This window comes from Microcystis flos-aquae FACHB-1344 (assembly GCF_014698375.1).
Taxonomy (GTDB): domain Bacteria; phylum Cyanobacteriota; class Cyanobacteriia; order Cyanobacteriales; family Microcystaceae; genus Microcystis; species Microcystis aeruginosa.
Window position 1 is genome coordinate 16,504 of sequence record NZ_JACJSW010000188.1, and the last position, 14,408, is coordinate 30,911.

General features: G+C 45.0%; 16 protein-coding genes and 3 tRNA genes. 13 read left to right on the top strand and 6 right to left on the bottom strand.

What is annotated here, in order from left to right; translation table 11 throughout:
• Positions 1–94: 94 nt before the first annotated feature.
• From H6G48_RS18875 to H6G48_RS18890, 4 genes are all read left to right on the top strand, one after another.
• Entirely contained in the window at positions 95–391 is a 297-nt protein-coding gene (locus H6G48_RS18875) for a ferredoxin (RefSeq protein ID WP_190722832.1), read from the top strand.
• A 133-nt stretch (positions 392–524) separates the two neighbouring features.
• A tRNA-Tyr gene (locus H6G48_RS18880) sits at positions 525–609 on the top strand.
• 8 nt (positions 610–617) lie between these two features.
• Positions 618–689 (top strand) — tRNA-Thr (locus tag H6G48_RS18885).
• A 144-nt stretch (positions 690–833) separates the two neighbouring features.
• A complete protein-coding gene (locus H6G48_RS18890) occupies positions 834–3,842 on the top strand; it encodes an alpha-mannosidase (protein ID WP_190722833.1) in 3,009 nt (1,002 codons plus the stop codon).
• On the opposite strand, the gene psbN is transcribed toward H6G48_RS18890, so the two are convergent.
• Positions 3,839–3,970, bottom strand: coding sequence for a photosystem II reaction center protein PsbN (gene psbN / locus H6G48_RS18895; protein WP_012266479.1), 132 nt, complete (start codon positions 3,968–3,970; stop codon positions 3,839–3,841). The two genes, H6G48_RS18890 and psbN, sit on opposite strands and share 4 nt — an antisense overlap.
• Positions 3,971–4,138: 168 nt before the next feature.
• Between psbN and H6G48_RS18900 the strand changes: the two genes are divergently transcribed.
• The 8 genes from H6G48_RS18900 (at position 4,139) to H6G48_RS18935 (ending at position 8,989) form a co-directional block, all read left to right on the top strand.
• Complete coding sequence (locus H6G48_RS18900; protein WP_190722834.1) at positions 4,139–4,987, top strand: carbonic anhydrase; 849 nt, start codon at positions 4,139–4,141, stop codon at positions 4,985–4,987.
• Positions 4,988–5,215: 228 nt separating this feature from the next.
• Positions 5,216–5,578 (top strand): 50S ribosomal protein L19, encoded by a 363-nt coding sequence (gene rplS, locus H6G48_RS18905; protein ID WP_002738040.1) that lies wholly within the window; start codon positions 5,216–5,218, stop codon positions 5,576–5,578.
• A 101-nt stretch (positions 5,579–5,679) separates the two neighbouring features.
• Positions 5,680–5,752, top strand: a tRNA-Trp gene (locus H6G48_RS18910).
• Between the two features lie 124 nt (positions 5,753–5,876).
• Positions 5,877–6,113, top strand: coding sequence for a preprotein translocase subunit SecE (gene secE, locus H6G48_RS18915; protein WP_002761141.1), 237 nt, complete (start codon positions 5,877–5,879; stop codon positions 6,111–6,113).
• Positions 6,110–6,727, top strand: a complete 618-nt coding sequence (gene nusG / locus H6G48_RS18920) for a transcription termination/antitermination protein NusG (RefSeq protein WP_147070770.1) — start codon at positions 6,110–6,112, stop codon at positions 6,725–6,727. Before secE ends, nusG begins: the two co-directional genes overlap by 4 nt.
• A gap of 3 nt (positions 6,728–6,730) precedes the next feature.
• Positions 6,731–7,156 carry a 50S ribosomal protein L11 gene (rplK, locus tag H6G48_RS18925; RefSeq protein WP_002735897.1) on the top strand — a complete coding sequence of 142 codons (426 nt, stop codon included), beginning with the start codon at positions 6,731–6,733 and terminating at the stop codon, positions 7,154–7,156.
• Positions 7,157–7,211: 55 nt separating this feature from the next.
• Positions 7,212–7,925 carry a 50S ribosomal protein L1 gene (rplA, locus tag H6G48_RS18930; protein WP_002765993.1) on the top strand — a complete coding sequence of 238 codons (714 nt, stop codon included), beginning with the start codon at positions 7,212–7,214 and terminating at the stop codon, positions 7,923–7,925.
• Between the two features lie 140 nt (positions 7,926–8,065).
• Positions 8,066–8,989, top strand: a complete 924-nt coding sequence (locus H6G48_RS18935) for a bifunctional riboflavin kinase/FAD synthetase (RefSeq protein ID WP_190722835.1) — start codon at positions 8,066–8,068, stop codon at positions 8,987–8,989.
• On the opposite strand, the gene H6G48_RS18940 is transcribed toward H6G48_RS18935, so the two are convergent.
• Both H6G48_RS18940 and H6G48_RS18945 read right to left on the bottom strand, forming a co-directional pair.
• Complete coding sequence (locus H6G48_RS18940; RefSeq protein WP_190722836.1) at positions 8,986–9,258, bottom strand: hypothetical protein; 273 nt, start codon at positions 9,256–9,258, stop codon at positions 8,986–8,988. The genes H6G48_RS18935 and H6G48_RS18940 overlap by 4 nt on opposite strands.
• 6 nt (positions 9,259–9,264) lie before the next feature.
• Positions 9,265–9,783, bottom strand: a complete 519-nt coding sequence (locus H6G48_RS18945) for a hypothetical protein (protein WP_190722837.1) — start codon at positions 9,781–9,783, stop codon at positions 9,265–9,267.
• Between the two features lie 254 nt (positions 9,784–10,037).
• Between H6G48_RS18945 and H6G48_RS18950 the strand changes: the two genes are divergently transcribed.
• On the top strand, positions 10,038–10,961 hold the full coding sequence (locus H6G48_RS18950) for an AAA family ATPase (RefSeq protein WP_190722838.1): 924 nt from the start codon (positions 10,038–10,040) through the stop codon (positions 10,959–10,961).
• Between the two features lie 339 nt (positions 10,962–11,300).
• Here the strand turns inward: H6G48_RS18950 and H6G48_RS18960 are convergent, their stop codons facing one another.
• From H6G48_RS18960 to H6G48_RS18970, 3 genes are all read right to left on the bottom strand, one after another.
• Positions 11,301–12,209, bottom strand: a complete 909-nt coding sequence (locus H6G48_RS18960) for a C1 family peptidase (protein WP_190722839.1) — start codon at positions 12,207–12,209, stop codon at positions 11,301–11,303.
• Positions 12,210–12,263: 54 nt separating this feature from the next.
• Entirely contained in the window at positions 12,264–12,710 is a 447-nt protein-coding gene (locus H6G48_RS18965; protein WP_061431877.1) for a protease inhibitor I42 family protein, read from the bottom strand.
• A gap of 258 nt (positions 12,711–12,968) precedes the next feature.
• The gene (locus H6G48_RS18970) at positions 12,969–14,360 is read right to left on the bottom strand and encodes an IctB family putative bicarbonate transporter (protein WP_190722840.1); all 1,392 of its coding nucleotides are present in this window, start codon (positions 14,358–14,360) and stop codon (positions 12,969–12,971) included.
• Positions 14,361–14,408: the final 48 nt, after the last annotated feature.

The window sequence follows — 14,408 nt, forward strand, 5'->3', positions numbered from 1 at the left end:
ATGAAACTCGCTCCAATCGTTCAATCTGACTACGAGCGAGAGGCAATTGTAAAGACTGCCGCTTTCACTAGCATTTAATTAAGAGGAACAACCGATGGCAACTTATAAAGTCACCCTAAAAACACCCGATGGCGATCATACAATTGAGGTTCCCGATGATGAGTACATTCTCGATGTAGCCGAAGAAGCAGGACTGGACTTACCTTATTCCTGCCGCGCAGGAGCTTGCTCCACCTGTGCAGGTAAAATTGAATCTGGTAGCGTTGATCAATCCGATCAATCCTTCTTAGATGACGATCAAATTGAAGCGGGTTATGTCCTCACCTGCGTCGCCTATCCTACCTCTGACTGTGTGATCCTCACCCACAAGGAAGAAGAAGCTTTGAAGTAATCTTCAAGATTATCAGAAAATTCCCGTTAAAGCCATGGCTTTAACGGGAGTTATTTTATGGCTCAAAAATTTTTTCCCTAAACACTTGTGTGTTTTAGCTAAGGGTGCTATGATTGTTAATCGTGGAATTAATGGGTCGGTGCCCGAGTGGTTAATGGGGGCGGACTGTAAATCCGTTGGCTACGCCTACGCTGGTTCGAATCCGGCCCGGCCCACCACGATCAATGCCCGTGTAGCTCAGTGGTAGAGCACACCCTTGGTAAGGGTGAGGTCATGAGTTCAATCCTCATCACGGGCTTTCTCTTCCCTGCTCATTCTCGATAAACCGTTGGCGGATGAGATTGAGTAAGTCTTCAGCAGTATTGCGTTAACAGAAGTTCTCCCCTAGGGCAATTAGTCCTCGATCGCTTAAAATAGTCAAAATTACCTTATTTGTTGGCTCATGTCTCCCCTGGACAACATCGCTAAACTGTCTCACCTCACCCGCAGAGATGTTCAGAAAAATTGGTTTATCGCTACAGCAGCGGGAAAACCAATTCAACCCGTCACCCTCAATGAAAAACAATACATTATTTGGCCTGCCGGCAGACAAATTCAATATCTAACTCAAAAAATTATTGTCCCCGAACATTTAGCCGGTTATCCTTTAGAGGGAATGGAACTGAGATTAATCTTAACTTGGTGGGCGGAAGATGTCAAAATTTATGTTAATAATCAATTTATCCAAGCAGGAGACCTCTTTGATTCTTCCACCCGCATTTTACTTTCTAACTCGGTCTCTACTGGTCAAGAAATCCTTGTTACTCTGCGTTTAGTCAGTCCCAATCATGATATTGGTGGTTTGATGAAATCGCAGTTAATCTATGAATATAGCCAAGCGATCGATCCTAGTTTTGTCGCTGATGAATTAACCATTCTCCATAATTATCTGCAAACTTTTTATCCTGAAAAATTAGCGGCTTTTACCGCTACTCTCGATAATATTGACTGGGATAATGTCACCAACAAAGATAAATTTAATCGCTCCCTAGAATCAATTCGTCAATCCCTGCAAACCCTCGCTAAACCTCTCAAAGAACGCAGTTTTCATCTTCTCGGCCACGCACATTTGGATCTGGCTTGGTTGTGGCCGTTGGCAGAAACTTGGCAAGTGGCAAAAAACACTTTTCTCTCGGTTTTAAACCTGCAAAAAGATTTTTCTGCCCTCATATTTGGTCATTCTAGCCCCCTAATTTACGACTGGATAGAAAAACATCATCCTGACCTGTTTCAAGCAATTCTAGAGGCATATAAAGGGCAATCTTGGGAACTTTTGGGCGCGATGTGGGTAGAACCAGAAGTCAATTTGATCTCCGGAGAATCCCTATTTCGACAACTACTTTATGGACAAAAATATTTTCAAGAAAAATTTGGACAAATCACTGAAACTGCTTGGCTGCCGGATACCTTTGGGTTTCCCTACCAATTGCCGCAAATTCTTCAATCCTTTGGCATCAAATATTTTGTAACCGGGAAACTACATTGGAATGATACGACTAAATTTCCCCACGGTTTTTTCTGGTGGCAATCTCCCGATGGCAGTAAAATTCTTTCCCTAATGTCTCCTCCTAATGTTGCCGGAGTTATGGATACTAACCCAATTATTATGACCGATCATGCTCTCAATTGGGAACGGCAAACCGGCTTAAAAGATATTTTTTGGCTGCCAGGTGTTGGCGACCATGGCGGCGGTCCGACTCGTGATATGTTAGAGGTGGCCCAACGTTGGCAAAAATCTCCTTTTTTTCCCCAGTTAAAATTTAGCCAAGCAACAACTTATCTGAACAGTCTGGAGACAAGTAATCTCCCTATCTGGGATGATGAATTATATCTAGAATTCCATCGCGGTTGTTATACTACCCACGCTGACCAAAAGGCCTATAATCGTTACTGTGAAATCCTCTTGTATCAAGGAGAATTATGGTCTTCTCTGGCTAATATCTTACTAGAGATTCCCTATCCGAAAGTTGAGATAGAATCGGCATGGAAAAAGGTTTTATTAAATCAGTTTCATGATATACTGCCCGGTACTTCTATACCCGAAGTCTTTAGGGATGCCAATCAGTTATGGCAGCAAGTTATCACCACAGGTGAAGCAATTTTAGATCAAGCTTTACAAGCAATTGCCACTCAAATTAATTTACCTAATCCCCCCCATCCTCAAGCAAAACCTTTTCTAGTTTTTAATTCTCTTAACTGGGAAAGATCCCAGGTTATCTCTTTAGCTGTAGAATCTGTAAATTGCTCGGTTTATGACTTAAATAATTGTCTCTGTCCTTCGCAATTATCCCACGACAATCAACTGTTATTTATCGCTGAAAATATTCCTGCTGTGGGTTATAAGTTATTTTGGTTAGTTCCCAATCAGCAAGCAACCGAGAAAAATTTAACTAACTGCCAATTTATTTTAGATAATGGCTTGCTTAAAGTTACTATTAACTCGGAAACGGGGGATATAGATAGTATATTTGATATAATTAATCAAAAAGAAATCCTGCAAGCTGCGGGGAACCAATTACAGGGATTTAAAGATCAAGGACAATATTGGGACGCTTGGAATATCGATCCGAATTATCAACAATATCCCTTACCTAAAACAGTATTAAAATCGATCGAATGCTTAGAATGTGGTGCCTTGCGCTGGCAGATTCGCGTGATCAGAAGTTTAGCTGATTCGGAATTTTGTCAAGATTATATCTTAGAAAAAGATTCTCCTATTCTCCAGATTAAAACTATTGTTAATTGGCAGCAAGAACATACTTTAGTAAAAACCGCTTTTCCTCTCACCCTAAACAGCGATTTTACCACCTATGAAATTGCCTGTGGTGCGATCGAGCGTTCCCACGAACCAGAATCACCAAAATGGGAAGTTTACGGTCATAAATGGGCGGATTTAACCGATACAGAGGCAAACTACGGGGTGAGTCTTTTAAATAATAATAAATATGGCTATGATGCTACTAACCGGCAACTGCGATTAACTCTGTTGAGAAGTCCCCGATGGCCCGATCCCGAGGCGGATCTGGGGAAACAAGAATTTACCTATGCAATATATCCCCATCAAGGTAACTGGAAAACGGCGAAAACTGTCCATCACGCTTGGCAGTTAAACTTACCTGTCACCGTTGTTTTTATTACTAATTCTTCTCAATCAAACCAGTTGCCACCCGTGGCACAATGGTTAAAATTCTCGGCCGATAACTTAATTTTAATGAGTTTAAAACAAAGTGAAACATCCTTTCGGGGTTGGGTAATGCGCGTTTATGAATGTCAGGGAGAAAACGCTGTTATTGATTGGCAAAATCAATTACAATTAACAATAAAAGAATCGATCGACGGTTTAGAAAGAGCGATCGATCCTGTTGAGCAACTTTCTCCTTGGCAGATAGCCACATGGTTATTAAAGAATTAATCTTCGTGATCTTCAAAAGGATCGCTTAATTCGGCAGCTGGCGGTCCAAAAGCGGTATAAAGAGCTAAAACGGTAATCCCCACCAAAGCGGCAGCGATCGAAATACCCAAAATTGTTGCAGTTTCCATAAAATAAAATTTGCTTAGATACAGTCTGTATCTTATCTTAACAAAATATAACCGATCTCGCCGTCGATAGCGATCGCTAATCTGGCCAGTTGCATTGCTGTTATCTCATGCCCGATAATGCTGAAAGGATCGACTCAATAGCGATCAAACTAAACTAGAAGAATTATTATGAAGAAACTCCTACAGGGACTAGAAAGGTTCCAGAGTGGTTATTTTGATGAACATCGGCAATTATTTGAGCAACTCTCCCACGGACAAAAACCGAGAATCCTGTTTATCACCTGTTCCGATTCCAGGATCGATCCTAACCTAATTACCCAAGCGGAGGTGGGGGAATTATTCGTAATTCGTAATGCGGGGAATATAATTCCTCCCTACGGAGCAACCAATGGTGGTGAAGGTGCATCTATAGAATATGCTATCAACGCTCTCGGCATCGAGCAAGTGATTATCTGCGGTCACTCCCATTGTGGAGCGATGAAAGGTTTGTTAAAATTGCAAAGTCTGGCCGATGAAATGCCTTTAGTTTACGATTGGTTAAAGCAAGCAGAAGCTACTCGACGTTTAGTTAAGGATAATTACAAAGAACTAGAAGGAGAAGAACTGATCGAGGTGACAGTAGCAGAAAATGTTCTCAACCAGTTAAGTAATTTGCAAAGCTATCCAATTATTCGTTCCCGATTACATCAGGGTAAATTGTCCCTACACGGTTGGATTTTTCGGATTGAAACCGGCGAAATTTTAGCCTATGATCCCATCCTACACGATTTTGTCGCTCCCCATAGTAAAATTACCCATCCCGAAGCAGCAGACAATTTACCCTCTAGTCGTCATCTTCCCAATAGTCATCCCTTCAAGATTTCTGAGGATTATATCCGGACTAATGCGGACGTAAAAAAAGCGACTCCTGCGGTTAATACTGTGGCGAAAAAGAATGGCTCCTCAACCCAAAAACCGGGCTATAATTATTTAGACCCCTCCCAAGCTGATCGCATTTATCGCGGTTCGAGAAGTTAATTAGGGATTAGAGAAATTCTCTAGAGATGTGCTTATTACCGTCTCTAGAGTGGCAGTTAAGGGCAAGAGCCTTCCCGGTTGATAATGACCGTAATCCGGGACAATCAGCCTAACATCTGGTGACAGCATCGGCAAGTCAGCAACGCTCAGTGTTAGGAAAGCTAATAGCTATTGCTTTTTACTCAAAAAATATGGTATGATGGAAAACTGTCAGTTTTACGAAAGCCGATGAAAACGGAAGAGATTATCAAATCAATCGAAGCCGAGTATCTCAAGAGCGATCTGCCCATTATCCATGTCGGTGACACGATCCGGGTAGGGGTGCGAATCGTTGAAGGAGATAAAGAGCGGATTCAGCCCTACGAGGGCATTGTCATCGCCAAACGCCATGGCGGTATCAACGAAACGATTACAGTACGCAAAGTCTTCCAGGGTGTGGGAGTAGAAAGAGTCTTCCTGCTCCACTCGCCGCGGGTTGCCAGTATCAAGATCATCCGTCGTGGTAAAGTACGTCGGGCGAAACTCTACTATCTGCGCGATCGGGTTGGCAAAGCCACCAGGGTACAAGAACGTTTCGATCGCCCTCTCTAAAAATTTTCCGGCGACAGCCTAACCAAGAAAGTTGCTCAATCGCCAACAACTACGCTATAATAAATAAAGGCCTTAAAAAAGCCAAATAGTTTAGCGAATGGGCGCTCTTAGTTCAGTTGGTAGAACGCAGGTCTCCAAAACCTGATGTCGGGGGTTCAAGTCCTCCAGGGCGCGTTTGGTAATCACCAAGCCGATAACTGCAAAGGACATGATCTAAATGTCTGGGGGTTAGTGTGGGTTGTCCGGTGAAAATGATAAGTTAAGGATAGCTTGAGTATCATTTTAAGGAGTAGCGATCGTGGCCAAAAAAGAAACCCTAGAAAAAGACACGAGCGACAAGAAAGAGGGAAGCTCCTTTCAGGTCAAGGAATTCGTCAATGAAAGCAAAGAAGAACTCGCCAAAGTCGTCTGGCCTTCCCGTCAGCAACTTTTGAGTGAATCAGCGGCCGTGATGTTAATGGTGACTTTGGTAGCCACTCTCATCTATCTGATTGATAAATTCTTTGCCTGGGGTGCGGGGAAGGTGTTCCCATGAGTCTAGAAGAAGAACAGTTTCCCGAAGAAGTCAATCTCAGCAACCTACCGAAAAAACCCCGTTGGTATGCCGTGCAGGTGGCTTCTGGTTGTGAGAAACGGGTCAAAGCTAATTTGGAACAGCGCATCCACACCCTCGATGTGGCCGATCGCATTCTGCAAGTCCAGATTCCCCAAGCGGCCACCGTCAAAGTCCGCAAGGATGGTTCACGGCAACATGGTGAGGAAAAAGTCTTCCCCGGTTATGTCCTGATCAAAATGATCATGGATGATGACGCTTGGCAGGTGGTAAAAAACACCCCCCACGTGATCAACTTTGTCGGGGCCGAACAAAAGCGCCACTACGGACGCGGCCGCGGTCACGTCACCCCGCTACCCTTGAGTATGTCAGAAGTTGATCGCATCTTCAAACAAGCTCAGATTCAAGAACCGGTCGTCAAAATCAATATGGAAGTTGGCGATCAAATCTTAGTCCTATCCGGTCCATTTAAGGACTTTGAAGGGGAAGTGATCGAAGTTAGTCCCGAGCGCGGCAAACTCAAGGCCCTGCTCTCCATTTTTGGTCGGGATACCCCGGTCGAATTGGAATTTAATCAAGTCGAAAAACAAAACTAAATCATGGCTAAAAAAGTCGTCGCAATTATTAAACTAGCTTTACCTGCTGGTAAGGCTAACCCTGCTCCTCCCGTGGGTCCTGCTTTAGGTCAACACGGGGTGAATATTATGGCGTTTTGTAAAGATTACAACGCTAAAACCGCCGATCAGGCTGGGATGATCATCCCTGTGGAAATCTCCGTTTTTGAGGATCGTAGTTTTACCTTTGTCCTCAAAACTCCCCCCGCTTCCGTTCTCATCCGCAAAGCGGCCGGTGTGGAAAGAGGTTCCAACGAACCCAACAAGAAATTTGTCGCCACCATTACCCGCGACCAATTACGGGAAATCGCCCAAACTAAAATGCCCGATCTTAACGCTAACGACATCGAAGCGGCCATGAATATTGTGGCGGGAACGGCCAGAAATATGGGTGTCAAGATCTCAGACTAAATCTTATTTCGGGGAGAAGTTAAGCTTCGTTATTACCCAAGGAGCAACAAATCAGATGGTAAAAAAAGTTTCACGACGTTTGCGAGATGCCCAGGCTAAGGTAGAAAATAAAGCCTACGAGCCATTAGAGGCACTGACATTATTAAAGGAATTAGCGACGGCGAAATTCGACGAAACCGCCGAAGCTCATATTCGTTTAGGTATCGATCCTAAATATACCGACCAACAACTGCGGACAACGGTAAGTTTACCCAAAGGAACCGGACGCACGGTGCGAGTAGCGGTCATTACTCGCGGGGAAAAGGTACAGGAAGCGAACAACGCCGGGGCCGATATCGTTGGTTCAGAAGAATTAATCGAAGAAATCGCCAAGGGAATGATGGATTTCGAGGTGTTAATTGCCACCCCCGATATGATGCCGAAAGTGGCTAAATTAGGTCGTCAACTCGGTCCGCGGGGTTTAATGCCTTCACCGAAAGGGGGAACCGTAACCACGGATTTAACGGGAGCAATCTCTGAGTTTAAAGCGGGTAAATTGGAATTCCGGGCCGATCGCACCGGGATCGTTCACGTTCAATTTGGCAAAGCTTCTTTTAGTGCCGAGGATCTGTTAGTTAATTTGAAAGCTTTACAGGAAACGGTGGACAGAAACCGTCCTTCCGGAGCCAAAGGTCGTTACTGGCGTACAGTTTATGTTTCTTCCTCCATGGGGCCATCGATTCAAGTGGATATTAGCACCCTGCGGGATCTGAAATTAGCAGAAGGTTAATACAGTTATTTTTTCTGAAAAAGCCTCCAAGGGATTGGGGGTGTTTTTTTAGCTTGATCGCCCGATTGATATAGAATCAAAAGGCTACACTCAAGATTAATCGCTTGAATTATTCTCTTGTATCTGTTCTTAGAGCCAGCGTGTGGATTGTAGATTCCCCTAATACCCGCATTTTAGCCCCTTGTGCGATCGCACTAGGTAACTTTGATGGTTTGCACCTAGGTCATCAAACCGTCCTACAGCCAATTTTTCAGGATGAACCCGCTTATCCCACCGTGGTTAGTTTTACTCCCCACCCGCGGGAATTTTTTACGGGGGAAAAATGGCAGTTATTAACTCCTCTAGGGGAAAAAGTAGAGGTTTTAGAGAATTTAGGCGTTAAACAATTAGTTTTACTGCCTTTTTCTGCTCAATTAGCTTCCCTGACACCCTTGGCTTTTATCGAACAGGTTTTAGTAGCAAAATTACAGACTAAATCGATCAGTGTTGGTCAAGATTTCCGCTTCGGTTATCGTCGTCAAGGTACAGCGGAAGATTTATTACAGATCGCCTCTCAATTTAATATTAAAGTCGAGATTGTTGGTTTGAAAAACTGTGGGACGGGTCGAATTAGTAGTTCCCTAATTCGTCAAGCTTTGGCAGCAGGAAACGTTGAGCAAGCCGGACAAATGTTAGGTCGTCCCTACAGTTTAACCGGTCGCGTGGTCATCGGGCAACAGCTGGGCAGAACATTAGGTTTTCATACCGCTAATCTACAGGTTCCCCCCGATAAATTATTGCCGCGATTCGGGGTTTATTGCGGTTGGGTGCATCTCGATGGTTCTCGCTTACCGGCAGTTATGAATATCGGTTATCGTCCCACGATCGAGGGAAAAACTATCAGTGTGGAAATCCATTTATTGGATTGGTCGGGCTATATATATGATCGCATTTTAACGATGGATTTAGTGCAATTCCTGCGACCAGAACAGAAATTTAATTCTCTCGATCGATTAAAAAATCAGATCGAGATAGACTGCGATCACTCTCGATTAATTCTAACTTCTGTAACTGACAACTGCTAATATTTTTGGTATTCTCTTTCCACTTTACCCACGGCTTTCAATAAAGGAGAATCGAGGGAATCGATCCAATCAGCTACTTCTCGCGCTAATCCTAGGGTAACAATGCCTTGAGACGGTGGTAATTGACCAGCTAACGCCTGACTTTTGATGGTTTTCAGGACAGAAATTAAACCCTCAATCCGAGTCGATCTTTCTGTTTTCGGCATCTGTTCGGCCACGGTAATAGCTTGGTCAATTGATTGAACTAATTCCCTCATGTTCGTTTCCATAATATTCTAGCGACAGGAAAGAGATGTAACCGTTATTGCTCGCCCCTCTCCCCATTGTATATTGGCATCTCGCGAGTCTTTAATAAAAGTTTGCTGACCACCACCGGGATAACAATCAGCCGGATTCTGGGGGGCGACAATTCCTTGATAAACCGTTGTTCCCGCAGGTAAAGTCACCGATATTACTTTGGTCGCTTGATTGGGAGGATTCCACTTTTGATCGAGGGCTAAATTTCTGATCACCTCCACATTGGTGGTATATTGATCCGTGGTCAGAAAACGACCTTTTTTGTAATTTTCGTCACTATAATAACGGAAAAAAGTCTGGGGTTTTTCTAGGGTAACTGCCTGACATTCACTATTGCGAAAAGTGATGGCAAGATCTGGAGGAAGGGGACAGGAAGGAGCCTGATCTTGAGCCAATATTTTCCGAGAATTGAAAGTCAAATTTTCGGGTAAACTATTGGTTAATGTACTGGCCGCAATTCCTAAAACAAGACTAAAAACGAGCGAACTGGCTTTCATCTTCACTGATTAAGAGAAATTCTTCTCGATTTTACCGTACTGAACCGACTTAAAATCTTGATTTCGCCCACTGGCAACAATTCTTAACTAATTTTCTCCCTGCTCGTCACCCTAACCCTGATTAGCTCCCTAGCAGAAAATTTCTCGCCATTGTCTGTCAACTTTCCTCGCTAGTGTGGGCAAATTAGGAAAAGAATCGTTAAGATCAAAAAAACTTAACATTAATCTTCTTGACAAAATCCCCCATTTGTACTATGAGAGACGCTATTGATATTTTGATGGAAAATTTGAGCCAGAGCATCGTCGGCCAAACCGAATCGATTCGCATTGTGCTGGTGGCTTTACTCAGTGGTGGCCACGCTCTCCTCGAAGATGTCCCCGGAGTCGGCAAAACCCTGTTAGCCAAATCCTTAGCGCGTTCAATTAACGGTCGTTTCCAACGGGTACAATGCACCCCTGACCTCCTGCCTAGTGATATCACGGGAACCACGATTTGGAACCCCAACAGTCGCGAATTTGAATTTATCCCCGGCCCCGCTTTTGCTAACGTCCTGTTGGCCGATGAAATCAACCGGGCCACCCCGCGCACCCAATCGGCACTTCTAGAAGTCATGGAAGAAAAACAAGTTACCGTCGATGGAGAAGCGCGGCCGGTCCCCCAACCCTTCTTTGTGATCGCCACCCAAAATCCGATCGAATATCAAGGCACTTTTCCGCTTCCAGAAGCGCAAATGGACCGTTTTGCCGTTTGCCTGAGTTTGGGTTATCCCAGCGCCACAGAAGAATTAAAAATGTTACAAAGACAGCATTCTCAAGAGGCGGTTAAATCCCTAGAAGCTTGTATTTCCTTAGAACAGGTGGGAGAATTGCAAAGATTAGTCAGTCTGGTCCAGGTAGCTCCTGCTTTACAGCAATATATCGTCGATTTAGTCCGCGCTACCCGTGATCACGAAGATATTAGTTTAGGAGTCAGTCCCCGGGGTTGTGTGGTTTTGCAAAAAGCAGTTCAAGCTTACGCTTTCCTCGAAGGTCGCGATTATGCTATCCCCGATGATGTTAAGTTGATTACTCCCTACGTCTTCTGCCATCGTCTGATTCCTAGTCACGGTCGTCAAGCTAAAGCTATCGTGGAAAGACTTCTGCAATCGGTGGCGATCGAGGATCGCATCTATGCTTAAATTTCAGTTATCGATGAATGGTAAGTTACAGGGTATTTCTAAATTCGGCCAAATTGGTAGAGCCGATCTATTAATTGCTAGTATTGCCTTAGCTAACTCAAGGCTGGAGTAAAAATATTTTGAACGTGCTTCTGTTTTTACTTTTTTTGACCATCTTTCCATGCCAGAACAGTAATCAAAACGGAGGAAGCAGGAAGCCCTCGCTTTTAGCGATGGGTATGTCACAAAGCTTCCCCTAAAAAATTCAACAAACGGTGAGTTTTCCCAGCGTCCCCCCTATTCTGAAAAAACTCACCAGAAGCCTTTATCTCGCCCCTCACACCTTATCGAATCGGTCTCCTATCCGAACTGTCCCGTATCGATCCATTCACTCTTGATTAGCGACCACCAATCAGTTGCCAGACCATCGAGGACGTACTTGTAGGGCAGCCAGCCGTAGCCAGCGCTTCCCCAGCCAGTCCCCCAGGAGTTGCGGATGAGCAAGGCGCCGGTGGTTTCAATGCCACCGGGGTTAGTATTCTTAATCTTGAGGTTGTCGTCGTAACCGACCGCATCAATCGCGTGACCGCCGAGAACTTTCTCGCCCCGAGTCGGGTAAGGAATCTTGCCGGTCGTGTTGGCCTGACTGATGGAACTGTAAACGGTAAAGCCAAACATTGAGGGCAGCCCATTCGCCAAGTAGGTTTTAATCTGAGTTAATAGGTTGCTCCGTGTCGTTCCTGGGGGGTCGAGGCGATAGTAAGAGATCGCTTGGAAGCTCTGGGCAAAAGCGTAGCAGAATGCCGGCGGCTCCTTGTCAAAATCGGGAGTATTGTAGGGATAGTATTCTTCTGGTGGTACGCCAAACAAGGTGAGGGCGTACATTGTTGAGCGCAAGAAGGCTCCCGTATCCCCCGTCCAGTGCAACAAGTTGCGCGTCACTTTGTAGAGAAAGAGTCTGGAAGCATCGAGGTGTTTGCCAAAAGCTCGCCGCTCAAAATACTCCACCAGTCCGACCCCGGCGTGGGCCGTACAAGAACCGATAGTTTTTTGATCCTCAATGGGGGAACACCACGGCCTCAAGTCCACGCTGGCCGGCAGCGCTGCCACCGGGGCCTCCGCTCCCACTTGGGCGAGCATCGCCTTGACCGGCAGTTGCCCCAACGCTCTTAGTCGGGGTGCGACGACCTCGGATTCTGGTGTCAGGTCGCGGATATCGGGATAGTCAGGCAACCATCCCATTGCAGGAATTATAAATGTTTCAGTCATTTTTCTTTTCCTCCTAAGTCGTTACTCACTAGCCCTTGGCTATCTGAGAAGCCTTTACTCTCGGACTTGGAGCGTGACAGTAAATCGTTCGACAATTGACGGCTCTCCCTGCCACTCTCGCCAGAGCTTAAGCTTTAGTTGGCCTATCCCAGCCCGTTGCGCTTTAAAGGTCAGGACTCTCTGACCGCCCCCGCCGACTTTCGACTCCCCGGCAGGTACATACTCAGAGGACTGCAGCTCCACTAAATCGCCCCCGCCGCCATCAAGCGCCCACTGAAAGCCGGTAGTGGGATTCTCGTCGAGGGACAGTAGCAGCAGGTCATTGACCTGCATGGTGATGGATTTGCCGTTGTCAGTGCGAGTAAGGGTTAGCATTGTATCTTGACCGTTCCCTCCTTTCGGGTTCCACTCTGTCGCCCCACAGCCCTGGGAAAAGACCGGGGAAAGCACGAGGATTAGAGTTATGACAATCGCCACGGCCCACTTAAGAGAACGATCCATTATTTTCCTCCCTCGTCTCTATAACGGCCACAGGGATTTACTCTCGTTATTGCAGTTGGGAAATCGCGCCAAGCGCAGAACAAACTGGGAAACGATCTAATTTAATTATCTCTTGCTTTGGCCACCGAGAGATGGTAGGATGGAAGATTTGTGATTTTTCTTAATAATCGCCCTCGCCCACACGCGCCTCAAATACCCTTCAGAGCAGTCCTATCCGTAATTTGAAATAACTCCTCAATGCTCCCCCATTTCGCCCCCCTAGAGGAGAGAATTGCCGCGATCAAAACCCCTAGCGGGGGAATAACAACGACTAGCAATTAAACCCAAAACTAACCACCAGAGGGTACTAACTTGGGGACGATACCAAACCGTATCAAAAAAACCGTGGGCAAGAATTCCAGCCATAGCGGCAATTGCCCCGATTAACCAAAAGCCTTGACTGTCCATTTTATCGCGTAAAAGTTTAATTTGATGGATGCCTTGGCCGATAGTTGTGACTAATAACCAGAGAAAACAGGTAAAACCAATAATTCCCGTTTCTACCATGATTTCTAATAGCACAGAATAGGCACTTAAAGCCGTGTATTTTGGTTTCATGAATAGGGGGTAAATTTTCTTAAAAGCATCATTACCCGGTCCGATGCCCAAAAGCGGATAAGTTTGAATCATGCGGATAACTGCATCCCAAACATTAATCCGAAAGTTATTACTACTATCTCCCCGGCCAGCGAAAATACTCATCACCCGAATTCGCAGCGGTTCCACCAATAAAATCGCCCCTAAAATCACCACGGCTAAACTCCCTAAAATTAAGGGTAAAAGCCAGGTTTGCCAAAATAACGGTAGATAATTTTTGAACCAATAAAATAATAGCAATAAGAAGACAATTCCTAAGACCATCAAACCAATCCAACCGCCACGACTCTCGGTAAAAAATAAACAAGCGGCATTGGCTAAAGTTAATAAAGCTGCTAAAATTTTCGGTAGCCATCCCTGCCACACAAACAAGGCTGCACCGCTAAAAGCAATACCAGGGAATAAATAACTAGCTAATAAATTAGGATTACCGAGATAACTATAAACCCTAGTATCTCCCGCTAATTCTGAGGTGGGATCGTTCCAAGTTGCTAACTGTTCCGCACCAAAAATTTGCTGACGAATGCCGTAGATGCTGACTGCTAAGGCGGTTAAAACTAAAGTAGTCAGAATCCAATTTGTTAGGCGTGGCGAGCGCATAATTCGGGCAGTAAAGGCAAAAAAGATGAGATTGACAGTTAATTTAATTAATCCTTCCAAAGCTGCGGTTTTAACGGGAGAAAAAGCCGTGGAAACCGTGGCAATTCCCCAATATAAAAGTACCAAAAGATGTATGGGTGTCACCCCGATTTTGCCTTCATCCACAAGGGTTAAGAGTAGCCAATAACCCGCTATTGCTAACAGCAAAAAACCGATTTGACTGGTGGAAAAAAACGGCGCGGTGGCGATAAGGAGAGAGATTAACAGCGCACCCATCAGTTCTGTCCACTCCACAAACCGGCTACCCTGTCGCCATTGACTAAAAAGGCCGACGAAACGATGCAGATAGCTATATTTTGACCAAGAAGCGGGGGAAAAGTTCAGTAAGGTGATTTGTTTCCAAAAAGCATTCATAGGGTTTTTAGTTGCGGTTGTCACCGGCAAACTTTGATTAAGATACCG